Origin of the sequence: Billgrantia campisalis, assembly GCF_022341425.1 — a bacterium.
GTDB classification, from domain to species: Bacteria; Pseudomonadota; Gammaproteobacteria; order Pseudomonadales; family Halomonadaceae; genus Halomonas; species Halomonas campisalis.
In genome coordinates this window covers 245,871-266,937 of sequence record NZ_JABFUC010000004.1, presented here as the reverse complement: position 1 = coordinate 266,937, position 21,067 = coordinate 245,871, and the positions used below count along the sequence as shown (strand labels likewise).

The window sequence follows — 21,067 nt, the reverse complement described above, 5'->3', positions numbered from 1 at the left end:
CGCCATGGCCGGGGGCATCGTCCTGGGCTTCCACGGCAAGCTGCCGTGTCGGGGCGACTTCGTCCGGCGGCGCGTGGCGGGCGACTTCCTGGCGGTCTGGGATCCCTGGCTGTCGCGCTGCCTGCACGACGCCCACCAGCGACTCGGCGAGGGCTGGCTGGATGCCTACCTGACCAGTCCGCTGTGGCGCTTCGCCCTCTCCGCCGGTGTCTGCGGAGAGACCCCGGCCACGGGGGTGTTGATGCCCAGCGTCGATGCGGTGGGTCGCTATTATCCGCTGACCCTGGTCGGCGGCTTGCCCGAGGGAAGTTCGCTGTTCGGTCTGGCGGTCCAGGAGGGCGGCTGGTTCGAAGAGCTCGAGGCCCTTGCCATGAGCGTGCTCGAGGAGGAGACGGCGCACGATCTCGAGCGGTTCGATGAGGCGGTGCGCGTCCATGGGGAGCGGCTGCACCCCTGGGTCGCCGATGACGCCAGCCAACTGCTGGCGCCGCTGCAGGGCCCCGCCTGCATCACCCTCGAGTCGCTGGGGCAACTGGTGCCCGCCCTGCTGGCGATGCAGCAGGCGTTGCTCGGCCACCGGCAGGGCTTCAGCCTGTGGTGGACGGAGGGCTCCCATCGCGTCCCCCCCTGTCTGCTGCTGCAGGCCGCCCTGCCGACACCGGATCGCTTCGCCGCCATGCTGGATGGCGAGTGGCAGCGGCATGGTTGGGAGCGACGTGCACTGCGCTGGCTGGCTCCCCGGGCAGTGGCGCCGGCCGCGCCCCTCCTGGGCCCGCCCCGCCTGCGTTCGGCGAGCGTCAGCCATGTCGGCAAGGTGCGCCGGGTGAACGAGGACGCCTGCCTGGACCGACCCGACCTGCACCTCTGGGCGGTGGCGGACGGGGTCGGGGGGCACGAGGCCGGCGACGAGGCCAGCCGCAACGTGATTGAGGGGGTGCTGCAGGTGCCTCCCGGGGGCGACCTGCAGAAACGGCTCAATGCCCTGCGCGAGCTGCTGGGGGTGGCCAATCGGCACCTCTGGCACGCGGCGCATCGGCCGGAGCGGCCGATGGTCAGTGCCAGTACGGTAGTGGTACTGCTGACCGGCGTCGGCGAGTGCGGCTGGCTGTGGGCGGGCGACAGTCGCCTCTATCGGCTGCGCGACGGCCAGCTGACCCAGTGCACCCGGGACCACAGCGTGGTGCAGGACCTGATCGAGCGCGGTGAGCTGGTGGCTGCCGAGGCTCACGGCCATCCCCAGGCCAACGTCATCACCCGGGCCGTGGGGGCCGCGGCGGAGTTGAAGCTGGAGAGTCGCTTCTCCGACCTGCGGTCGGGCGATCGTTTCCTGCTCTGCTCGGACGGTGTGCATGGTTTCGTCTCCTCGGCCGTCATCCACTCCGCCCTGAAGGCCGATTCCCCCCAGGCGGTGGTCGACACCCTGCTTCAGGCGGTGCTGGCAGGTGAGGCCCGGGACAACCTCACGGCGGTGGCCGTCTTCGTCGATGGGGATCGGGCGCAGTCTGACGGAGGGCGAGGATGAAGAAGCGGAAAGGGAGCCAGGCCGGCGACGAAGCCGACGAGCGTACCCGGTTGCCGGATGACGACACCCGGCGCAACGGGGAGGCCGCCTCCGACGATGCCACCCGGGTGGGGGGGGCGGACGCGGAAGCGACCCGCCTGGCCGGCGTCGGTGAAGGGCAAGGTGACGGGCGTGAAAGCGGCCATACCCGGAGCGGTGGCACCCGGTCCAACTGGTCGCGACCGGAGGCCTGGGGCGAGCCCTCCGCGGAGGCCTTCGGGCCGGGTTCGGTGATCAAGGAGCGCTTCGTGCTCGAGTCGTTGCTCGGCCAGGGGGGCATGGGCTCGGTCTACAAGGCCCGCGACCTGCGCAAGGAGGAGGCCCAGGACAGCCAGCCCCATGTGGCCCTGAAACTGCTCAGCGACGAGTTCCGCCAGCACCCCGATTCCCTGGTGGCGCTGCAGCGCGAGGCGAAGAAGGCGCAGCGACTCGCCCATCCCAATATCGTCACCGTCTATGACTTCGACCGGGACGGCACCCGGGTCTTTATGACCATGGAGTATCTCCAGGGCGAGCCCCTGGATGTGGTCATCCGGCGCCGCGGCTTCACCGGGGGGCTGCCTCGCAAAGAGGCGCTGCAGATCCTCGAGCGCCTGTCGCGTGGCCTGGCCTATGCCCATGAGCAGGGCATCGTCCATTCCGATCTCAAGCCCGGCAATGTCTTCCTGACCCGGGAAGGCAACGCCAAGATCCTCGACTTCGGCATCGCCAGGGCGGCGCGTGTGCAGGCCGGTACGGAGGGCGGCGAGCAGACCCGCTTCGACCCGGCCACCATCGGGGCCATCACCCCGGCCTATGCCAGTCCGCAGATGCTGGCCGGTGAGGTCCCGGAACCGGTAGACGACGTCTATGCGCTGGGCTGTATCGCCCATGAGTTGCTGACTGGCCGGCATCCCTACCTCGACGCCTCCGGACACAAGCTGCCGGCGGACGAGGCCGTCCGCCAGGGCATGAGGCCTCCGGTGCTGCATGGGCTCCCCAAGCGGGTGTCACGGGCCATCGCCCGCACCCTGGACTTCGAGCGGACGGCGCGCTTTGCCGATGCCGGCCAGTTCCTGCAGGCCATCCAGCCCCCCGCCAAGCTGCGTCGCAGCGTGATCGCCTCCCTGGGCGTGCTGGCAGTGGGGGCCCTGATCTCCTGGTGGCTGCTGATCCGCGAGAGCGACCTGCTGGTGACGCTGGACGACCTGCCGCCGAGCCTGGATGTTTCCCGGGAGCACATCCTGCAGGGCAACGAGTACCTGGAGGCGGGCGATATCCCCCAGGCGCACCGACACTTTACCCTGGCCTGGGAGCAGGCGGTGGAGCAAGAGGAGGTCGGCGGCCGCGATCGCAACCGCCTGCGCGTCCTGGTGGATCGGAGAACCGATGCGGTGATGGATCACTACCTGCGCGAGGCGCAGCGCGACGACCTGGACGAGTTCTCGCTGGAGCTGCTACGCATCAGCCTAGAGTCCCTGGCCCGTTCCGAGTTGGGAACCCGGAGAGATCGGCTCGACGCGGCCATCGAGGAGCTCAATGCCCGCCTGGCGGAGTAGCCGCCAGCTCTTCTTCCTGATGCTCCAGGTACCTGTCCAGCCTCTCGAGTAATGCCGGCCACGCCTCGCCCCAGCAGCAGTGATGGTCGAAGCCGTCGATCACCTCCACACGGGCATGGGGATCGTGATGGGCGGCCTCGCGCAGCAGGGCCACCGGGAGGACGTCATCCCGGGGGCCGATCAGGTGCCACTGCAGGATGCCGGCTCCCAGGGGGGGGACATCGTACAGGTGAAGGGACTCCTCCAGCGGCAAATAGCCGTGGTGACGGGTCCAGGCCGCGTGGTCCAGGTTGGCAGCGAGGGTGACCAGCGCCCGGATGTCCTCCCGGCGACCGGCCAGCAGCCGCGCCAGCAGGCCGCCACCGCTGTGGCCGATCAGCACCAGGCCCGCGATCTCCCGCTCCGCCACCAGACGGTCGAGGCCCCGATCCAGGGCATCGACCACGGTCTCGCTGTAGCGCGCCCCCGTCCAGAGCCGGGGCCGGCAGGCCGCATCCGGCGGGTGGTTCCCGTAGCAGGGCCGGTGCAGGAGCAGCCGTGGCCTGGGATCCCGATCCATCAGTTCGAGCATCAGGGGGCGGCGCGGGGTGGGGTCCCGGCTCGGGTAGCGGCCCCGTTCCCAGGGGGTGCCGTCGCCGGTCAGGTAGACGTGCCAGAGGCCCCCCGGCGAGGGTGCCTCGGAGGGCCGATAGGCGGTGAGCCGGAAGGGGGGCGCAGGAAGGTCCTTGATGGCATAGCCACCGGCCTCGGCGGCGGCATGGTAGCGCTGCGCGGGGCTGGAGCAAGCGGTGACAAGCACTATACTGAGCAGTAGGCCAGCGAGCCGTATCAGCCTGCCATGACCTGCTTGCCCGACACGGTAGCGACTTGCCGGAGCGGGAGGGGGGCCAACCATATGCAGGGGGAGTGCCGTGAATTCCTCTGATACTCTCGATCATAGCTCTGCCTTCAGGAAACGTCTTTCCTGTCTTTCCGTCGGTTGTGTGGCGGGGACCGCCCTGCTGCTCGCCGGCTGTGCCCCCAACGGAGCGACGGTGAGCCCGGAGCTCGCCGCTCGGGCCGCTTCGGTGGACGATTTCTACATCGTCGACTGCCTGCTGACGGGCCAGGTGAGACGCCTGGGGGGCGCTACCTTCCTCACGCCCCGTCGGGCGATCCGCACCACCGCCCAGGACTGCCGCATTCGTGGCGGGGAGTACGTCGCCTATGACCGCGCCGACTATCGTACGGCCTTGAGCGTCTGGCTGGAGTCTGCCGAGGCCGGCGATGCGGAAGCCCAGAACTATGTGGGCGAGATATTCGAGAAGGGCCTGGGGACGGAACCGGATTATGTCTCCGCCGCGGCCTGGTACCGACGGGCCGCCGACCAAGGCTATGCCCGGGCGAAGATCAATCTGGGGTTCCTCTACGAGCAGGGGTTGGGTGTCACCCAGGACCGGGCCCGGGCCCTGAACCTCTATCGACAGGCCTCCGGCGTGTCCGAGGATCCCCTGGTCTTTCGTTCCGACGTGACGGAGGAGATGGAGGCGCTGCGGGCACAGCTCGGCGCTCAGGTGGAGCAGGCCGAACGGCAGGCCGAGGCCCTCCAGCAGCAGCGTCAGCAACTGATTCGCGAGCGGGACGAGCTCCAGCGGCGCCTCTCCCAGGCGCAGGCCGCGGTCGGTACGGCCGACGCGGAGGCCGAGGCCGAGGCGCGGGCACTGGCCCAGCAGCTGGAGGAGGCCCGCGGCCGGGTCGAGGCCCTCGAGTCCCAGGCCCAGCGCACCAGCGAGGAGCGAGAAGCCCTGGTGGCCCAGATGAGCGAGCTGCAGGACGCGGACACGCCGCCCCGAGCCGCCCCCGAGCCCACCGTGACGCCTCCCGAGCCCGCCGAGGTGGACGAGCCCGCCGCCCCCGGACCGGCCAGCTTCGCCGGTATCGACTTCGGGCGCTACTACGCCCTGGTGATCGGCAATCAGGAATACCAGTTCCTGGATGACCTGGAGTCGCCGCTGACCGATGCCCAGCGCATCAGTCAACTGCTGCAGAATCGCTATGGCTTTCAGGTGATCTTCCTGCCCAATGCCGACCAGGTCCAGACACTGTCGGCCCTCAACGACCTCCACGAGCGGATCACCGAACGAGACAACCTGCTGATCTACTACGCCGGCCACGGCAACCGCTCCGACCGTGAAGATGGCCGGCGACAGCGCAGCTACTGGCTGCCCGTGGATGCCGAGGCGGAACGCCTGGTGCGCTGGATCAACAATGCCGTCATCAGCGACCACCTCGATCGGATCCGCGCCCGTTCCATCTTGGTGCTCGCCGATTCGGTGTTTGCCAGCGGCATGGCATCGGGCGCCAGTTCCCTGTTGCTGGGCAGCGGCCAGCGTCGGCTCTCCGACGAAGAGATCCGAGCCGGTCTGCAGCGCCGTGCTCGCATCGTCATCTCCTCGGGAGGCGAGCGCCCGGTACCCGACCTGACCGACCGGCCCCACTCGCTCTTCTCCCGGTCGCTGATCGAGGTGCTGGAGGGCAACCAGGACGTGCTGCGCGAGAACATGCTGTTCGCCCAAGTGGCGGTCAATGTGCGCAGGCGTGCCTCTGAGGGCATCAGTCTGACGCCGGAAATGCGTCCGATCCGTGCCGCCGGTCACGAGGGCGGTGATTTCTATTTCGTTCCGACGGCGGCGCGGGGAGTGGCCTCCCGTTGAGGCGAATGGGAACACGCCTGCTGCTACCCTATCTTCAGGCCGCCAATGCCTGGAGAGGGCGCCGATGGACGACCTCACCGCGGATCTCTCGGCGAGCCGCGGACGCATCCTCGATACTCAGACCCTGGGCGACCAGGTCAGCCTCCAGGCCCTGGTCCGCCTGGCCGAGGTGCTCGACTACCCCTAGCCGCCTCAATGCCCAGACCGGCGGTGCCGGCGGCTACAGCTTGCGCTTCAGCCACTACGAGCCGGCCCCGGAGAACGTCCAGCGCCGTCTGACGGAGGCGTACCGTCCCCGCGAGGAGGCGGCTTAGCCCAGTGCAGGCGGCCGTCGGTGCCGCGGGAGAGTCGCGGGCAGGCCGCCGGGGAACGATCCGGGGCGTGGCGATTGAGGGTCTCGGCCAGCCAGTCGGCCTCGCCGGCCGTGGCGTGCTCGAGACGCAAGCGCCGGCGGCGCAGCGGTGTCAGCCAGAGGTCGAGCCACTCGCGTCGGTCGGGATGCCAGCGGCACCCCGCCAGTACGGCCAGCTCCGGGAAGTAGCCCGCGTGGCCACGGATCCCCTCGTAGTCGTTGATCAGGTCGCCGCAGCCGTAGAGGATCGGCCGGCCCCGGTAGCGCTCGAGTCCCTTGGGGTGGTGGGAAGAGTGGCCGTGGACCAGGTCGGCTCCGGCGTCGATCAGCCGGTGGGCCAGGCGGCGATGCTCGACGGGCACCGCATAGCCCCAGTTGCCGCCCCAGTGCACCGAGGCCACCACCAGGTCGCCGGGGCGTTTCTCGGCGACGATCGAGGCGGCGACGCTGGCGTCGTCGGCGTCCACCAGGTTGACGCCGGCCCCTGTGTCGGTGGCCTGCCAGTCCACCGGGATACCGCTGTCGGCGAGCCCCAGGCTCCACACCAGCAGCCGGCCGGCGCCGGGCAGCGGCAGCACGGCCGGGCGGCGTGCCGCCGCCGAGTTCTCGCCGGCGCCGGCATGGGCGATGCCCGCTGTATCCAGCGCGGCCAGGGTCTCGCGGAGTCCCGCCCGCTCCCAGTCCAGCACATGGTTATTGGCCAGGGTGCAGAGATCGATGCCCGCCGCCGTCAGGCAGTCGAGGTTGGCGGGATGCATGCGGTAGTGGATGCCCTTGCCGGGCCAGGGAACGGCGCTCTCGGTGATGGCGGTCTCCAGGTTGATCAGGCGCAGCGTAGCGGTGCGCAGCTCCTCGAGGCTGTCTCCCCAGGGGTAGGCGGGCTCGACGGGACTGGGAATGGGGCCGCTTTCCCGCTCCGCCAGACGCACATAGTCACGGGCGTCGCGCACGAAGGGTTCATAGAGCTCGGGAGCGCCCGGGTGAGGCAGGATCTGGTCGAGGCCGCGTCCCAGCATCACGTCACCGGCGAGCAGCAGGGTCAGGGCAGGATCGGCGGAGGAGGTGGCAACCTGGGGCATGGTGGGCCTCCTGGCAAGACGGCTCGGGCGTCGCGATGGCGTGGGATGCCTTACCTCGAGGATAGCGGAGGGGCGCCGGTTGATGGGCTGTGCTCAGCGTCGCGCTTGAGCGCTGCCACCAGTCGGCGCATCGGCGTCACATGGCTGCCGTGCCAGTAGACCTGGTGACAGCTATCGCACTGCAGGAAGTCGTCGACGTAGCGCTTGGTCAGCGGCTCGAGCCGCGCCTCGACCGCCGCCTTGGCGACCGGCTCCAGTCGGCCGTTGCAGCGCGTGCAGCGGGTGAAGGGAGCGAAGGCGTCGACCAGATCGAAGGCCGCGCAGACTTCCTTGAGCTGCTGCCAGGGGGCGTCGGCGCGAACGAAGTGGGCCAGGGCGATGCGTTTACGCTTGAGCAGGTTGCGGTCGCGGGTCAGCAGGATCCGTTGCTCTTGGTCGGCGCAGGCGGCCAGCTCGTCGTCGGCGTAGTCGTTGCGGTAGCGGCAGTCGAAGCCGAGCAGGCGCAGATAGCGGGCCAGACGACCGAGATGGGCATCGAGCACGAAGCGCGGCGGTGAGGGCGGTCGAGGGCGCAGGTGGTAGGCCGAGGCGACAGGGACCGACCAGGGATAGACGTCGACGCGCTCGCCGCCGTGCAGGATATGGCCGAACCCCACCGAGGCGCCGTCGACCAGGATAACATCGACCTCGGGATGCGGAACCCCCAGCGACTCGATGACATCCTTGATCGCCGCCCGGCGTGTGACGGCATACACCATCGGCCGGCCGCGACGCGCCGGCGCCAGGAAGTCGTTCAGCTCGGCATGGAAATGCACATCGGCGTTGGCCATGATTATCCGAATGTGGGAGGCACGCTGCCTGCTTCGCCAAGAGGGTTCCCTGTGAGTGTACTCCTTTGGCGGTGGCGTGCGCCTCAGGCCACCTCGCGCCGCCGCAGTCGCAGCATGCCGGTGGCGATGGCGGTGCCGACCAGGGTGATCACCATGCCGATCAGCACCTGCAGGCTGAGCACCTCGCCGAGCAGCAGGTAGCCCCAGAGCAGGGCGCTGACCGGCACCAGGAAGGTCACGGTGGAGGTGGCGGTAGCTCCGGCGCTGGAGATCAGCCCGAAATAGAGCAAGAAGGCCACGGTGGTGCTGAACACCGCCAGCGCCAGGCCGTTGGTCCAGGCCAGGCCGCTGATCGGCTCGCTGGGCCACAGCAGCAGGCCGGGAATCAGCAGGATCAGCGCCGACATGGCGGTGCTGCCCGCCGCCAGTACCCGCGTCGGCAGGTGGGACAGGTAGGTCTTGGAGTAGTTGCTGGCCACCCCGTAGCAGAAGGTGGCGCCGAGCACGGCGAGAATGAACCAGCCATCCCCGCCCAGGGCGAAGTCCAGCCGGTTGGCGGAGAGCACATAGACGCCGAAGAAGGCCAGGGCCAGCCCCAGGTACTGCTGGCGCTGCACCGGGGTGGCAAACAGCAGCGCCCCCAGCAGGGCGGTGAAGATCGGCGTGGTGGCGTTGATCAGCGAGGTGAAGCCCGCCTCGAGGCGCGTGGTGGCCAGCGCCAGCAGGGTGAAGGGCAGCACGTGGTTGACCAGGCCCAGCAGCAGCAGCGCGCCCTTGTGCTCCCAGACCAGCCGGAGATAGTGCACGCTGAGCAGCAGCGGAATCAGCAGCAGGGCCGCCAGACCCATGCGCACCAGGATCAGCGGCACGGGGCCGAACTCCGGCACCGCCACCCGCATGAAGATGAATGACATGCCCCACAGCGAGGAGAGCAGCAGCAGGCGCAGGGAATCGGCCGGTGTCATCCAGCCTCCTTGTGGTATCAGGGGATACTGCAGGTTACGGTCGAATTCACTGCAAGGGAAGGTATTGGCCTGAATTTATCGCGGTGACCGCGCTGCTTGACGATAACCCTTGTTGGCGTCAGCGTCGGTCCCGGTATTCCACCAACGACTCTTCGGTACGCAAGGAGCTCCTATGCATATCGGCATCCTCACCCTGGCCCTGTCCCTGCCCGGCTGCGGCTCGCTCAAGGAGAAGCGCCAGCGCATGGGCGGCCTGCACGAGCGGTTTGGCCGCAATCCCGCGGTCGCCGTCTGTGAGAGCGCCGACCATGATCGGCTGGACGCCAGCGAGTGGACCTTCGTGGTGGCGGCGATGTCGTCGCAGAGGGTCGAGTCGCTGTGCAGCGAGATCGAGGACAAGCTGCAGCGCACCGTCGACGGTCGGGTGGTCGGGGTGGCGCGGGAGTTTCTCTGAACCCGTCCAGGTCGTCGTCGCTGGCGGCGCTATCCCTGGGTATCCCGTGAGTATCACTTCGCGCCGGCCGGTGGTCCGGCAGGGTAATGGAATTTCCGGCGAAACTCGCCGGGGCTGAGCCGGGTGATCCGTTTGAAGACGCGCCGGAAGGCGGCCGCCTCCTCGTAGCCGACCCGCCAGCTGATGTCGTCCACCGGCTCGTCGGTGCTTTCGAGCAGGCGCTTGGCCTCCTCGACCCGCAGCTGTTGCAGATAGTGGACCGGCGAATAGCCGGTGGCCCGCTTGAAGCGGCGGTAGAAGGTCGGGCGTGGCAGGTGGCAGCGCTGGGCCAGATCGTCGACCGAGACATCCACGGTGTCGCGGGCGTGTAGCCACTCCTGGAGCTGTCGGATGGTGCCATCGCCATGGTCGGTGGGCGGGACGAAGGGCACGAAGGGTGCCTGGCTGCGGGAGTCCCAGTGGTAGAGGAGAAACTTGCCGATCTCCTGGGCAGCGGTCGGGCTGACATAGCGGGCAATCAGGAACAGGATCAGGTCCTGCCAGGAGCTGGCGGCGCCGGACATGACGAACTCGCCGCGCCGGCCCGTGACGATGAGCAGTTCCTCGACCCGTAGCCGGATTTCGGGGAAGTTCTGACGAAAGGTGGGGGCGAAGGCCCAGTGGGTGGTGGTATCCAGACCATCGAGCAGGCCGGTCTCAGCCAGTAGCAGGGCGCCGGCGCAGGCCGAGCAGAGGTCGGCGCCCTGATCGTGCATGCGCCGCAGCCAGGCCACCGTCTCCGGGTGTGTTCCGGTCACCCACGCCTGATTCTCGAACAGCATGGAGGCGGTAATGACGATATCGGTATCGTCCACCTCGCCGATGGCGCGGTGCACCTCGAGTGGCAGGCCACAGGCGCTGGGGAAGATCCCTCGCTTTGGGCCGACGATCTCGGCCTCGAACAGGCGCGTGGCGCCGCCCGCCGGTCGTGCCACCACGGCATCGGCCAGCACCAGGGTCTCGTAGAGGCCGTGAATCGGCGTGCCGGTGGACTCCGCCGGCAGCGCGAGCAAGCTGACCCGCCTGGGATACACGCTCATCGCCATGTTTTTCAGCCCCGCTGATCAGAATGGGCCGTTTTCGATCAGTCTGGCTCTGGCGAGGGGGGGGCGCAAGGCGGATCGTGGACAGCAGGAGGAAGGTGCAAGGCCAGACAGCGCCGGAATCCTGGACCACCCACCGTCAATGGCGAGGAGAAGATCATGTTTATCACCATCGAGCACCAGATCCATGACCCGGCCGGGTTTCAGCAGTGCGCCGAGCGGGCCTTTCCGTTGCCTGAGGCGCTCTATGTGCACCAGTTCCTGCCTGCCGAGGACTTGAGCCGTGCTGTTTGCCTCTACGAGGCACCCTCGATCGAGCGGCTGCGCGACTATCTGGACCCTATCCTGGGGGAGTCTAGCACCCAGCGCTACTTCCCGGTCGCCGAGGCGCACGCCATCGGGTTGCCGGCGCACCAGCTGGCCTGAGTCCCGGATCACACTGACAACCGAGTGACGCCTAGACTGAGCTGCCGATCATCAGCCAGCCGTCATCGTCCACGCTCAGCGGCACCGGGTCCAGGGCGCAGCCCTCACCGTGGCCGCTGAGCCCCTCGCCGGTTCGCGCCGAGAAGGTTGCGGCGTGGTTGGTGCAGCGGAGCTGCTCGCCGTCCTGGCTGAGAATGCGTTTGCCACGCTGGTCGAGGGGCAGGTACTGATGGGGGCAGGCGTTGACGTAGGCGCGCGGCCCATCGTCCACTGCGACCAGCAGCAGGGGGAAGTGGCCGTTTTCGCCTTCCACGTAGAGACAGCGGGTGCTGCCCGGGGGGAGGTCGGCCGCCTGGATCAGGCGTGTGCCGAGCGCGGGGGCGCTGCGATAGCGCTGCCATGCGGGTACCATGTCGTGCATCCTATTGCTGAAAGCGTGACGGTAGTGTCGCCAATCGCGGCCCGCTTGTCAGCGCTGACGGGATCGATGTGCTGGGCGACAGCACCCACGTAACGGAGTACAGGGGATTTCCGGTGAAGATCACGCAGCTCAATGTCTACCCGGTCAAGTCGCTGCGGGGTATCGCCCTGGAGCGGGCGGTGCTGGAGCCGCGTGGCCTGGCCTACGACCGCCAGTGGATGGTCGTCGACGATGCCGGCCGCTTCGTCACTCAGCGCCAGCTGCCGCGCATGGCGCAGGTCTCGGTGAGCCTCGAGGCCGACTCGCTGGTGCTGGAGCATCCCGAAGCGGAGTCGCTGGCGATCGAACTGGCGCGTAGCGACCGGCCGCGGTTGACCGCCTATGTATGGGACGATGCCTGCCAGGCTCTGGATGAAGGGGAAGAGGCAGCCGACTGGTTGACTGGCGTGCTGGGTGAGCTGCGTGGCAGCAGGCTGCGCCTGGTGCGCTTTGCAGCACCCCATCGGCGCCGGGTGGCCGATGATTTTCTGCGCCCCGGCGACGTCGCCCACACGGCCTTCGCCGACGGCTTTCCGTTTCTGGTCACCTCGGAGGCGTCACTGACGGCGCTCAACGAGGTGCTGAGGGCGAAGGGGCTGTCACCGGTGCCGATGAGCCGCTTTCGGCCCAATATCGTCGTGCAGGGGGCGCTGCCCTTTGCCGAGAACGGCTGGGATACGCTGTCCGCTGCGGCGGGGCATATTCGCCTGGGGATCCGAAAGCCCTGCCAGCGCTGCAAGATCACCACCGTGGATCAGCACAGCGGTGAGATCGCCGTGCCCGGTGAGCCGCTGCGCACCCTGGTGGCGATGAACACCGTGGCGGCGCCCGGTGGCTACTTCGGCCAGAACGCGATCCTGCTGGCCGGAGAGGGAGCGACGATGGCCCTGGGTGACAGCCTGCGGGCCCGCTGACCCTGGGTGAGCGCCGGTCGTTTGACGGCAAGTCGGGGCGCACGGACAGAAAAAGCCCGCCGGGTGGCGGGCAAGGCAAGGGAACTCACAGTCGCGCTGCAGGGCGAAAGCGTGAGTCCTTCGACTCTAGACCCTGCCCGGCGGTGGTGCTGTCAGCGCTGCCGGTGCCGCTATGTAAGCCTTTGACTACAAAGCACGGCTGCAGGGGGCCGGCATGCATTGCTGGGATGCGTCATCCTCGGCGCTATAGCGGGGACTCCTTTTTCTTTCGATCGGTGATGGCGGTCGGGCAGGCGAGTGGTGATGCGAGAGCTCCTCGAGAAGTATCAGGTCGTGGTCTATCTGGCGGCGATTATCGCCGGCCTGGCGGTGGGCACCGGCTCGCCCGATCGGGCCGCTGCAACGCAGAGCCTGCTGTGGCCGCTGCTGGGGGGGCTGCTCTATGTGACCTTCACCCAGGTGCCGCTGGTACGGCTGCGCCGGGCGCTGGTGAACACCCGCTTTCTCTCGGCGGCGGTGGTGGGCAATTTCGCGCTGATCCCGCTGCTGGTGTGGGGGCTGGTGCAGTGGCTGCCGGATGACCCGGCGCTGCGTCTTGGTGTGATGCTGGTGCTGCTGCTGCCCTGTACCGACTGGTTTCTCTCCTTTACCCATCTCGGTGGCGGCGACACGCCTACGGCGATCGCCTTCACGCCGGTGAGCCTGCTGCTGCAGCTCATCCTGCTGCCGGTCTACCTGTGGCTGTTGCTGGGCCAGGCGGCTCTGGTCGGCCTGATTCAGCGGGAGCTGCTGCTGGCCTTCGGCGGGCTGATCCTGCTGCCGCTGCTGCTGGCCTTTTTCACCGAGCGCTGGGCCAACGGTTGGCCCGGCCGGGCGCGGCTGATCGCCGGGCTGGGCTGGCTGCCGGTGCCGCTGCTGGCCGCGGTGCTGTTTACGGTGGCGGCGGGGCAGGTGGCTCAGGTCACGGCATCGGTGGCCCTGCTGCCCCGGCTGGCGCTGGTCTTCGTGGCCTTTCTGGTCGCGGCGGCGCTGCTGGCCCGGCTGCTGGCCTGGGCGTTTCGCCTGCCCGTGGCCCAGGGGCGTACGCTGGCCTTCAGCTTCGGCTCGCGCAACTCCTTCGTGGTGCTGCCGCTGGCGCTGGCCCTGCCGGTGGGCCTGGAGGCGGCGGTAGTGGTGGTGGTCTTCCAGTCGCTGGTCGAGCTGCTCGGCATGCTGCTCTTTCTGCACCTGGTGCCGAACCGGCTGTTCCCTGCTGCGCGGTCGCCATGATGCAGTGCAGTATATGCTAGGCTGGAGGATGGCCGTGGCGGTTCGCCGCTAGCCCATCGTGATCACGGAGGCTCAGTCGCATGACGCAGGAATCCCGGACGACACCCGAGCACTGTACGCCGCTGCCCGCTGCCGACGAGCGGCCCAACCCTGGCTACTACGCCACCCATGCGCTGGATCGCGCCTTCAAGGCCAACCTGGCCCGAATGACCGCGGGCATTACCCCCGCCGGGCTCGCCAGCGTCTACGTCGAGTGGCTGGCGCACCTGTCGCTTTCACCCGGTAAGCAGCTCGAGCTCGGCGAAAAGTTCGTGCGCAAGTCCACCCGCCTGGCCCAGTATGCCGGTCGCCTGGCCATGGATCCGGCGACCCCGGCCTGCATCGAGCCCATGCCCCAGGATCATCGCTTCAGCCATGACGCCTGGCAGCAGTGGCCCTATAACCTGATCCATCAGTCCTTCCTGCTGACCCAGCAGTGGTGGCACAACGCCACCACCGGGGTGGAGGGCGTGTCGCCGGCACGGGAGCAGGTAATCAACTTCGTCACGCGCCAGCTGCTCGATCACGCCTCGCCCTCCAATATCCCCTGGCTGAATCCCGAGGTGGCGCATGCCACGCTGGCCTCCGGTGGCTGGAACCTGGTCGATGGCTGGCAGAACTTCCTCGAGGACTGGGAGCGTGCCGTCTCCGGCAAGCCGCCGGCGGGGGCGGAGGTCTATCGGGTGGGCGAGAACCTGGCCGTCACCCCCGGCAAGGTGGTATATCGGAACCAGCTGATAGAGCTGGTCCAGTACGCGCCGACTACGCCGCGGGTTCAGGCCGAGCCGGTGCTGATCGTGCCGGCCTGGATCATGAAGTACTACGTGCTCGACCTGGCGCCCGGCAAGTCGCTGGTGGAGTACCTGGTGGACCAGGGCCATACGGTGTTCATGATCTCCTGGCGCAACCCCGGCTCGGAGGATCGCGACCTGGGCATGGACGACTATCGTCGGCTGGGCCCCATGGCGGCGCTGGAGGTGGTGACGGAGATCACCGGCAGCTCCCGCGTGCACGGGGTCGGCTACTGCCTGGGGGGCACCCTGCTCTCCATCGCCGCCGCCGCCATGGCCCGCGACGGCGACGAGCGTCTGGCCACCCTCACCACCCTGGCGACCCAGGTGGACTTCACCGAGGCCGGCGAACTCATGCTATTCATCGGCGAGAGCCAGGTCTCCTACCTGGAGAACATGATGTGGGACCAGGGCTACCTGGACGGCTTCCAGATGGCCGGCGCCTTTCAGATCCTGCGCTCCAACGATCTGGTCTGGTCACGGGTGGTGCACGACTACCTGCTGGGGCAGCGCCAGCCGATGAACGCGCTGATGGCCTGGAATGCCGATATCACCCGGTTGCCTTATCGCATGCACAGCGAATACCTGCGCCAGCTGTTTCTCAACAACGACCTGGCCAGCGGCCGCTACCAGGTCGATCACCGCCCGGTGGCGATCCAGGATATCCGCGCGCCGATCTTCGCCGTCGGTACCACCGCCGACCACGTGGCGCCCTGGCAGTCCGTCTACAAGGTGCACCTGCTGACGGACGCCGACGAGGTCACCTTCCTGCTCACCAGCGGCGGCCACAATGCCGGTATCGTCAGCGAACCCAGCCACCCGCGGCGCCGCTACCGGCTGCGCACCCAGCGCCAGGGCGAGCGCTATCTCGACCCCGATACCTGGCAGCAGAGCACCCCGGAGCGCTCGGGCTCCTGGTGGCCGGCCTGGCAACAGTGGCTGGTGGCCCACTCCAGCGGGGAGGAAGCCCCGCCGGCGCTTGGCAGCGAGCGCTATCCGCCGCTGGATGATGCCCCGGGGCGCTACGTGCGCATGCCCTGAGACACCCTCTGAGTGGGGCGGCGTCGATCCGGGGAACCTGACTATGCTGAGGAGAGTGTCCAGTTGCCGGCCGAGGAGCGGTCGCGAACGGGGCGGCATTCGAGACGGCAGCCAGAGTCGGGAGGGCAGCCATGACGCGTCATGCACGGCACCATCCAATCATCTATGTGCGCGGCTATGCCATGCGCGATACCCAGATCGAGAACACCATCAATACCCCCTACATGGGCTTCAACCTGGGGGCGACCCGGGTGCGTCAGGGGCCGGGCGGCGAGCTGCTGACGTTCATCTTCGAGTCGCCGGTGATCCGGCTGATGAAGGAGTACGGCTATCGCGACATCTATGAGCAGGGGGCGGTCCGTGAGGGGGAGCTGCCGCACAAGAGCCTGCTGATCCATCGCTACTACGAGGACGCCGAGGGCCGCGGCCAGCGACCGTCGATCATCGAGGCCGCCGAGGACCTGGCCGCGCGGATCCTGTGGTTGCGGGAACGCATCTGCGGCGACGATGCCGCGGCCCGGGAGGCGTTCAAGGTCTACCTGGTGGCCCACTCCATGGGCGGGCTGATCTGCCGCTGCCTGCTGCAGAACGAGACGGTGGGCAGCGATGAGGCCAGGGCCTGCGTCGACAAGGTGTTCACCTACGGCTCGCCCCACAATGGGATCGAGATGGCCGGCTTCAACGTGCCGTCCTTCTTGGGGATCTGGGACATCAACAACTTCAATCGGCAGCGCATCGCCGAGTATCTCCAGCTCACACCGCGCAACGGTCGGGTCAACCACCTGGACGGGCGCTTCCCTCCCGAGCGCTTCTTCTGTCTGGTGGGGACCAACCACCAGGATTACCAGGCGACGGGCCTGCGGGTCGGCGCGATGAGCGATGGCCTGGTGACGATCGACAACGCCTGGGTCGAGGCGGCGCCGCGGGTCTTCGCCTACCTCAGCCACAGCGGCCACGCCGGCATGGTCAACTCCGAAACCGGCTACCAGAACCTGGTGCGCTTCCTGTTCGGTGATGCCCTGATGAAGGGGCGCCTGGTGGTGGAGCACCTGCCGTTGCCGCCGTCGGTGGAGAAGGCCCGTGAGGACGGTGAGACGATCAAAGGCGGCTACCATTTCGAATGTGCCGTGACGCCGCGGCTGCACCCGCCGGTGGCCCTGTCGGACCGCCGGGTCGAGCACGGCTCGGCGGTCTTCCGCCGCTTCGATGAACTCTTCCATCCCGAGCGCAGCGGGCATGACCACGCTCGTCACCCAGTGCTCTTCTCGGTCTACCTGGACAGTGCCAAGATCACCGTCAGCCAGGGGCGGACCATGCTGCTGGTGGCCGATATCGCCGTGCGCAGCACAGAGTTCAAGGTTGCCGGGCGCTGGTTCGTGAGCCGCCGGGTGCCCGACGAGAACCTTTTCCGAGAGAAGGTGGTGATCCTGGCGACCGCCGCCTCGGACGGCTGGCGGCTGCGCTACATCATGGGCGACGAGGACTGGGGAGAGGGGCGCGGTCGCCCCGTCAAGCAGGACGAACAGGGCGCGAGCTACGTTCCACTGAGCAGCCGCAAGGGCTTCAGGGCCCGGCTCTATGTGGCCATTGAGGACTGGGGGTGAGGTGGGCACAGCGGAGCGCGCCGGTGGGCGATGATTGAGGGAGCGCGAGTTGATCGATGCCCACTCGGCCGGAGCCGAGTGGGCGCAGGGGGCTACAGGGTCATGAAGGGCTCGGCTTCACCGTTGCGGAACTGGTAGATGTGCCAATCTTCGCGTTTCGGCCCCGGCATGCCGGGAGTGCCGATGGGCATGCCGGCCAGGCCGATGCCGCGGGTATCCGGGCGCTCCTCGAAGAGCTTCTTGACCGCCTCGAAGGGAACATGCCCTTCGATGGCGTAGCCGCCCATCTGAATGGTGTGGCAGGAGCCGTGTCCGTAGGGCAGGCCGACGCGCTGCTTGATACGCCCCACCTCCACGTCGTCGACGAGCTTGACGCTGACCCCGAGCGCTTCGAGCTGGCGGGCGTACTCGTCGCAGCAGCCACATTCCGGGTTCTTGTACATGGTCGCCGAGTCGGGCAGGGCGGCCTGGGCGGTGCCGGTGCCCAGCAGCAGGGCGGCGGAGAACAGCAGGGTGGCGCGAAGATGATTCATGAGCGGGCCTCCGGAAGGTCGCGGAACGTGTGGCGTGACGTGAACAGGTACTTGGCGAGGGCGGCGATGCCGAGGCCGAGCAGGGTGAGCATGGCGATGGGCATGATGGAGCCCAGAAAGCCCATCTGGGCGAGGCAGGTGGACAGCATGGTGTCTCTCCTGATCAACGGGTGGGATCAACCGAGCGCCTAGGGTAAGCAGGGCGGCCGGGTCGCGGTGCGTTGGATCAGGCTCTGGGAGGGCGCCGAGGGGGCAGCGGGATCTGCGGGGATGCTGCCATGGCCAGAGAGTTGGCCTGGCGTTCCGGGCCCACCACGGGCAGTAGCGCCTGGCCCATGGCGGTGGTGCAGGTAGCGCAGGATGCGGCGTCATGGTCATGCTCGACACCGAGAGCGCCACTCGAATGGCCGTCATCCGACATGCGTTCAGCGGCGACGCCGCAATCGATCTGATGGTTCTGCGTGGCGCCGTGGCTCGACAGGGTGACCATGGCCAACAGCATCGCGAGCAGGACGGCCAGCCAGCGGCCTCCTGTGCCTTGCGTCAGCGATGTCCGGTCCAACCTGCCCATGGCGAAATCTCCACTGTCAGATCTTCATCTTGCCTTGGCGTGATAGGCCATGCATTGACCCAGCGCAAGGTGTGGCCCTGTCTCAGTCGTCTCGGTGGCGGCCATGGTAGCGATGCACCAGCAAGTGCATGCCCAGGCACAGCAGCATGGGGAGCAGCAGCAGCCAGGTGCCGGCGCCAAAGGGGTTGCCGCGCCACAGCACGCTGAGCACGGCCGCACCCATCAGCAGCAGGCAGACGATCATCAGCCAATGGTGGCCGGATTTTTCGGCAGCGCCGTGGTCGCCTGCCCGATGCGCGTCGCGGGCAGGCCTGTCGTCTTCGCGCTGTGGGCGCTGTTGCGGGGTGTGATGGGGAGTCATGAAGCCTCTCCTTCGGGTTGTACACGGGTGAAGCGCCGCTTGAGCAGCAGTGAATTACCGATTACCGAGAGTGAACTGGTGGTCATGGCGATGACACCGATCATGGGGTGTAGAAGCCCGATCGCGGCGATGGGGATGGCCGCCACGTTGTAGGCGCTGGCCCAGATCAGGTTCTGGACGATCTTGCCGAAGGTGGCCTGGGAGAGGTGCATGGCGTCGACCACGGCGGTGAGTTCGCCGCGCACCAGGGTCACGTCGGCGGCCTCGATGGCGACATCGGCCCCGGCGCCGATGGCGATGCCTACGTTGGCCTGGGTCAGCGCCGGGGCGTCGTTGATGCCGTCGCCGACCATGGCCACATGGTTGCCGTGCTTCTTCTGGAGGGCTCGGATGGCGTCGACCTTGCCCTCCGGCAGCACCCCGGCCTGGACCTCGTCGATGCCCACTTCTTGGGCCACGGCGCGGGCGGCCCGCTCGTTGTCGCCGGTGATCATCACCACGTGCAGGCCGAGTTCGTGCATGCCGCGGATGGCCTCGACCGACTCCTCCTTGAGGGTGTCGGCCACCGCCACCAGCCCCAGGGCGCGGCCGTCGGCGGCGACGATCACCACGGTGCGTCCCTTCTCCTCGAGTTCGCCCATGGCGTCATCCAGGGCCTCGAGGCCTTCCACGCTGGCTTCTTCCAGCAGGCGGCGATTGCCGATCAGCACGGACGCCTCGCCCACCTTGCCGGAGACGCCGCGGGCCCCGGTGGAGCGAAACTCGCTGACGTCGCTGGGCTTTACGCCCCGTTCGCGGACCCCCTCGACGATGGCGCGTGCGATGGGGTGCTCGGAGGCATTCTCGACGCTGGCGGCCAGGGTCAGCAGATGGGTTTCATCGGCACCCTCGGCGGCTACCACGTCGGTGAGCCTGGGCTCGCCGCGGGTAATGGTGCCGGTCTTGTCGAGCACCATCACCTTGACGTCCTTGAAGGTCTGAATCGCCTCGCCGGAGCGGATCAGGATGCCGCGCTCGGCGCCGATACCGGAGCCGACCATCAGCGCCGTGGGGGTGGCCAGGCCGAGGGCACAGGGACAGGCGATGACCAGCACGGCGATGGCCGCCAGTATCGCCAGTACCGGGGTGGCGGCCTCGGGATTGACCCAGGGCAGGAAGGCCGCGCCCCAGTCGAGGATCGGCCGCAGGGCGTCCGGGAACAGCGCCCAGGCGATGAGGCTGGCGAGCGATATTGCCAGTACCGCCGGCACGAAGCGGCCGGTCATGCGGTCGGCGAACTCCTGTATGGGTACCCGCGAGCCCTGGGCCTGGTCGATCAGGCGAACCACCTGGGCGAGAAAGGTATCCCCGCCGACGCGGGTCGCCTTGACCCGCAGTCGCCCCTCCTTGTTGATGGTGGCGCCGATCACGCTGTCGCCGGTGCTCTTGTAGACCGGGATCGACTCGCCGGTGGCGATGGACTCGTCGAGATGGCTTTCGCCTTCGACCACCTCGCCGTCGGTGGGGACCTTGTCGCCGGGGCGCACGATCATGATGTCGCCGGGGGCCAGTTCCTTCACCGGCACTTCGACTTCCTCGCCGTCGCGCTCCACCCGGGCCGTCTTGGCGCCCAGGGTCAGCAGGCGGCGGATGGCCTGGGAGGCGCGCCCCTTCGCCAGGGCTTCCAGGTAGCGCCCCAGCAGGTGGAAGGTCATGATGGTCGCCGCCATCTCGATGAACGATGTCATTGGAGTAATGAAGCCGACCAGGCCGATCAGGTAGGGCGGCAGACTGCCCATGGAGATCAGCACGTCCATGTTGAAGGTGCCGTTTCTCAGCGAGCGCCAGGTCGACTTGTGGGTGGCAATGCCGCCGAAGAGAAACACCACCGGAAACGCGAGCACGGCGATGATGGCCAGGTAGCCCGGGATCGGCTGCCAGAACATGTGCGGCATCATCAGCAGCATGATCAGGGTGGTGGGCACGGCGGCGATGATCAGCCGCTTGCGGGCCTGGCCGAGGTAGGCCGCCTCGATCTCGGCATCGCCCTCGCCGGTTTCCTGCTCCTCGGACTGCACCGCGGCCACGTCGTAGCCGGCGCCCTCGACCGCGCTCTTGAGCGCGTCGCCATCGGGGCCGTCGGCGGCGACGGTGACCGACACGCGGTGGCTGGCGATATTGGTATCGATCGACTCGATGCCTTCCAGGCGCTCGAGGGTCTTGCGCACGATGCCGGCGCAGTGGTCCGAGCCCATGCCCGGCACCGTCAGCCGAATCTGTTGCTTGCCGGTACCGCCACTGACCGCGGCCACGTCATAGCCGGCACCCTCCACGGCATCTTTCAGTGCCGGGCCATCGGGACCACCGTCGTTGATGGTCACACTGACATGGTGGTTGGCGATATTGGTCTGGATCTGATCCACGCCATCAAGGCGCTCGAGGGTCTTGCGCACGATCCCGGCACAGTGGTCGCTGCCCATGCCGGGAACGGTCAGGGTGATCGTTCTAGACGTGGTGTCGCGCAT

General features: G+C 68.1%; 21 protein-coding genes. 10 read left to right on the top strand and 11 right to left on the bottom strand.

All coding sequences use genetic code 11. The annotated features are described in order from the left end of the window. Positions 1-4 precede the first annotated feature (4 nt). Together tagF and HOP52_RS06820 are read left to right on the top strand one after the other, a co-directional pair. Positions 5-1,522, top strand: coding sequence for a type VI secretion system-associated protein TagF (gene tagF, locus HOP52_RS06825; protein WP_238976616.1), 1,518 nt, complete (start codon positions 5-7; stop codon positions 1,520-1,522). Beyond that, positions 1,519-3,099: a serine/threonine-protein kinase gene (locus HOP52_RS06820; protein ID WP_238976615.1), complete on the top strand. Its 1,581-nt coding sequence runs from the start codon at positions 1,519-1,521 to the stop codon at positions 3,097-3,099. The genes tagF and HOP52_RS06820 overlap by 4 nt, the downstream gene beginning before the upstream one ends. Here the strand turns inward: HOP52_RS06820 and HOP52_RS06815 are convergent. Then, the gene (locus HOP52_RS06815; protein ID WP_238976614.1) at positions 3,077-3,898 is read right to left on the bottom strand and encodes an alpha/beta fold hydrolase; all 822 of its coding nucleotides are present in this window, start codon (positions 3,896-3,898) and stop codon (positions 3,077-3,079) included. The genes HOP52_RS06820 and HOP52_RS06815 overlap by 23 nt on opposite strands. Positions 3,899-4,133: 235 nt before the next feature. Here HOP52_RS06815 and HOP52_RS06810 point away from each other — a divergent pair, with 235 nt between their 5' ends. Then, the gene (locus HOP52_RS06810) at positions 4,134-5,792 is read left to right on the top strand and encodes a caspase family protein (RefSeq protein ID WP_238976613.1); all 1,659 of its coding nucleotides are present in this window, start codon (positions 4,134-4,136) and stop codon (positions 5,790-5,792) included. 64 nt (positions 5,793-5,856) lie between these two features. Then, positions 5,857-5,979: a hypothetical protein gene (locus HOP52_RS19585; RefSeq protein WP_275298086.1), complete on the top strand. Its 123-nt coding sequence runs from the start codon at positions 5,857-5,859 to the stop codon at positions 5,977-5,979. A 47-nt stretch (positions 5,980-6,026) separates the two neighbouring features. Here the strand turns inward: HOP52_RS19585 and HOP52_RS06805 are convergent, their stop codons facing one another. The 3 genes from HOP52_RS06805 to HOP52_RS06795 all read right to left on the bottom strand — a co-directional run bounded on the left by HOP52_RS06805 (position 6,027) and on the right by HOP52_RS06795 (position 9,018). Beyond that, a complete protein-coding gene (locus HOP52_RS06805; protein WP_238976612.1) occupies positions 6,027-7,223 on the bottom strand; it encodes a CapA family protein in 1,197 nt (398 codons plus the stop codon). A gap of 50 nt (positions 7,224-7,273) precedes the next feature. Continuing rightward, positions 7,274-8,053 (bottom strand): Mut7-C ubiquitin/RNAse domain-containing protein, encoded by a 780-nt coding sequence (locus HOP52_RS06800; RefSeq protein ID WP_238976611.1) that lies wholly within the window; start codon positions 8,051-8,053, stop codon positions 7,274-7,276. An 83-nt stretch (positions 8,054-8,136) separates the two neighbouring features. After that, positions 8,137-9,018 (bottom strand): DMT family transporter, encoded by an 882-nt coding sequence (locus tag HOP52_RS06795; RefSeq protein ID WP_238976610.1) that lies wholly within the window; start codon positions 9,016-9,018, stop codon positions 8,137-8,139. 172 nt (positions 9,019-9,190) lie between these two features. Between HOP52_RS06795 and HOP52_RS06790 the strand changes: the two genes are divergently transcribed. Continuing rightward, positions 9,191-9,472: a DUF503 domain-containing protein gene (locus HOP52_RS06790; RefSeq protein ID WP_238976609.1), complete on the top strand. Its 282-nt coding sequence runs from the start codon at positions 9,191-9,193 to the stop codon at positions 9,470-9,472. 53 nt (positions 9,473-9,525) lie between these two features. On the opposite strand, the gene HOP52_RS06785 is transcribed toward HOP52_RS06790, so the two are convergent. After that, the gene (locus HOP52_RS06785; protein ID WP_238976608.1) at positions 9,526-10,557 is read right to left on the bottom strand and encodes a GlxA family transcriptional regulator; all 1,032 of its coding nucleotides are present in this window, start codon (positions 10,555-10,557) and stop codon (positions 9,526-9,528) included. 156 nt (positions 10,558-10,713) lie between these two features. Between HOP52_RS06785 and HOP52_RS06780 the strand changes: the two genes are divergently transcribed. Next, complete coding sequence (locus HOP52_RS06780) at positions 10,714-10,980, top strand: hypothetical protein (protein ID WP_238976607.1); 267 nt, start codon at positions 10,714-10,716, stop codon at positions 10,978-10,980. Between the two features lie 31 nt (positions 10,981-11,011). On the opposite strand, the gene HOP52_RS06775 is transcribed toward HOP52_RS06780, so the two are convergent. Then, positions 11,012-11,392, bottom strand: coding sequence for a Rieske (2Fe-2S) protein (locus HOP52_RS06775; protein ID WP_238976606.1), 381 nt, complete (start codon positions 11,390-11,392; stop codon positions 11,012-11,014). 122 nt (positions 11,393-11,514) lie between these two features. On the opposite strand from HOP52_RS06775, the gene HOP52_RS06770 reads away from it, so the two are divergent. The 4 genes from HOP52_RS06770 (at position 11,515) to HOP52_RS06755 (ending at position 17,098) form a co-directional block, all read left to right on the top strand. After that, on the top strand, positions 11,515-12,354 hold the full coding sequence (locus HOP52_RS06770; RefSeq protein ID WP_238976605.1) for an MOSC domain-containing protein: 840 nt from the start codon (positions 11,515-11,517) through the stop codon (positions 12,352-12,354). 303 nt (positions 12,355-12,657) lie between these two features. Continuing rightward, positions 12,658-13,623: an arsenic resistance protein gene (locus tag HOP52_RS06765; protein ID WP_238976604.1), complete on the top strand. Its 966-nt coding sequence runs from the start codon at positions 12,658-12,660 to the stop codon at positions 13,621-13,623. An 80-nt stretch (positions 13,624-13,703) separates the two neighbouring features. Beyond that, on the top strand, positions 13,704-15,494 hold the full coding sequence (locus HOP52_RS06760) for a PHA/PHB synthase family protein (RefSeq protein WP_238976603.1): 1,791 nt from the start codon (positions 13,704-13,706) through the stop codon (positions 15,492-15,494). Between the two features lie 131 nt (positions 15,495-15,625). Then, positions 15,626-17,098, top strand: a complete 1,473-nt coding sequence (locus tag HOP52_RS06755) for a lipase family alpha/beta hydrolase (protein WP_238976602.1) — start codon at positions 15,626-15,628, stop codon at positions 17,096-17,098. A gap of 92 nt (positions 17,099-17,190) precedes the next feature. Here HOP52_RS06755 and HOP52_RS06750 read toward each other — a convergent pair whose 3' ends face one another. From HOP52_RS06750 to HOP52_RS06730, 5 genes are all read right to left on the bottom strand, one after another. After that, positions 17,191-17,631: a DUF411 domain-containing protein gene (locus HOP52_RS06750; RefSeq protein WP_238976601.1), complete on the bottom strand. Its 441-nt coding sequence runs from the start codon at positions 17,629-17,631 to the stop codon at positions 17,191-17,193. Then, entirely contained in the window at positions 17,628-17,780 is a 153-nt protein-coding gene (locus HOP52_RS06745; protein ID WP_238976600.1) for a hypothetical protein, read from the bottom strand. Before HOP52_RS06745 ends, HOP52_RS06750 begins: the two co-directional genes overlap by 4 nt. Positions 17,781-17,857: 77 nt before the next feature. Beyond that, on the bottom strand, positions 17,858-18,202 hold the full coding sequence (locus HOP52_RS06740) for a DUF2946 family protein (RefSeq protein ID WP_238976599.1): 345 nt from the start codon (positions 18,200-18,202) through the stop codon (positions 17,858-17,860). Positions 18,203-18,284: 82 nt separating this feature from the next. Beyond that, on the bottom strand, positions 18,285-18,563 hold the full coding sequence (locus tag HOP52_RS06735; protein ID WP_238976598.1) for a hypothetical protein: 279 nt from the start codon (positions 18,561-18,563) through the stop codon (positions 18,285-18,287). Further along, positions 18,560-21,067, bottom strand: coding sequence for a heavy metal translocating P-type ATPase (locus tag HOP52_RS06730; protein WP_238976597.1), 2,508 nt, complete (start codon positions 21,065-21,067; stop codon positions 18,560-18,562). Before HOP52_RS06730 ends, HOP52_RS06735 begins: the two co-directional genes overlap by 4 nt.

Coding starts and splice junctions, on each gene's coding strand:
- tagF (WP_238976616.1), top strand. CDS start 5: ATGGCCGGGGGCATCGTCCTGGGCTTCCACGGCAAGCTGCCGTGTCGG.
- HOP52_RS06820 (WP_238976615.1), top strand. CDS start 1,519: ATGAAGAAGCGGAAAGGGAGCCAGGCCGGCGACGAAGCCGACGAGCGT.
- HOP52_RS19585 (WP_275298086.1), top strand. CDS start 5,857: ATGGACGACCTCACCGCGGATCTCTCGGCGAGCCGCGGACGCATCCTC.
- HOP52_RS06805 (WP_238976612.1), bottom strand. CDS start 7,223: ATGCCCCAGGTTGCCACCTCCTCCGCCGATCCTGCCCTGACCCTGCTG.
- HOP52_RS06800 (WP_238976611.1), bottom strand. CDS start 8,053: ATGGCCAACGCCGATGTGCATTTCCATGCCGAGCTGAACGACTTCCTG.
- HOP52_RS06795 (WP_238976610.1), bottom strand. CDS start 9,018: ATGACACCGGCCGATTCCCTGCGCCTGCTGCTGCTCTCCTCGCTGTGG.
- HOP52_RS06790 (WP_238976609.1), top strand. CDS start 9,191: ATGCATATCGGCATCCTCACCCTGGCCCTGTCCCTGCCCGGCTGCGGC.
- HOP52_RS06785 (WP_238976608.1), bottom strand. CDS start 10,557: ATGGCGATGAGCGTGTATCCCAGGCGGGTCAGCTTGCTCGCGCTGCCG.
- HOP52_RS06780 (WP_238976607.1), top strand. CDS start 10,714: ATGTTTATCACCATCGAGCACCAGATCCATGACCCGGCCGGGTTTCAG.
- HOP52_RS06775 (WP_238976606.1), bottom strand. CDS start 11,392: ATGGTACCCGCATGGCAGCGCTATCGCAGCGCCCCCGCGCTCGGCACA.
- HOP52_RS06765 (WP_238976604.1), top strand. CDS start 12,658: ATGCGAGAGCTCCTCGAGAAGTATCAGGTCGTGGTCTATCTGGCGGCG.
- HOP52_RS06760 (WP_238976603.1), top strand. CDS start 13,704: ATGACGCAGGAATCCCGGACGACACCCGAGCACTGTACGCCGCTGCCC.
- HOP52_RS06755 (WP_238976602.1), top strand. CDS start 15,626: ATGACGCGTCATGCACGGCACCATCCAATCATCTATGTGCGCGGCTAT.
- HOP52_RS06750 (WP_238976601.1), bottom strand. CDS start 17,631: ATGAATCATCTTCGCGCCACCCTGCTGTTCTCCGCCGCCCTGCTGCTG.
- HOP52_RS06745 (WP_238976600.1), bottom strand. CDS start 17,780: ATGCTGTCCACCTGCCTCGCCCAGATGGGCTTTCTGGGCTCCATCATG.
- HOP52_RS06740 (WP_238976599.1), bottom strand. CDS start 18,202: ATGGGCAGGTTGGACCGGACATCGCTGACGCAAGGCACAGGAGGCCGC.
- HOP52_RS06735 (WP_238976598.1), bottom strand. CDS start 18,563: ATGACTCCCCATCACACCCCGCAACAGCGCCCACAGCGCGAAGACGAC.
- HOP52_RS06730 (WP_238976597.1), bottom strand. CDS start 21,067: ATGCGCGACACCACGTCTAGAACGATCACCCTGACCGTTCCCGGCATG.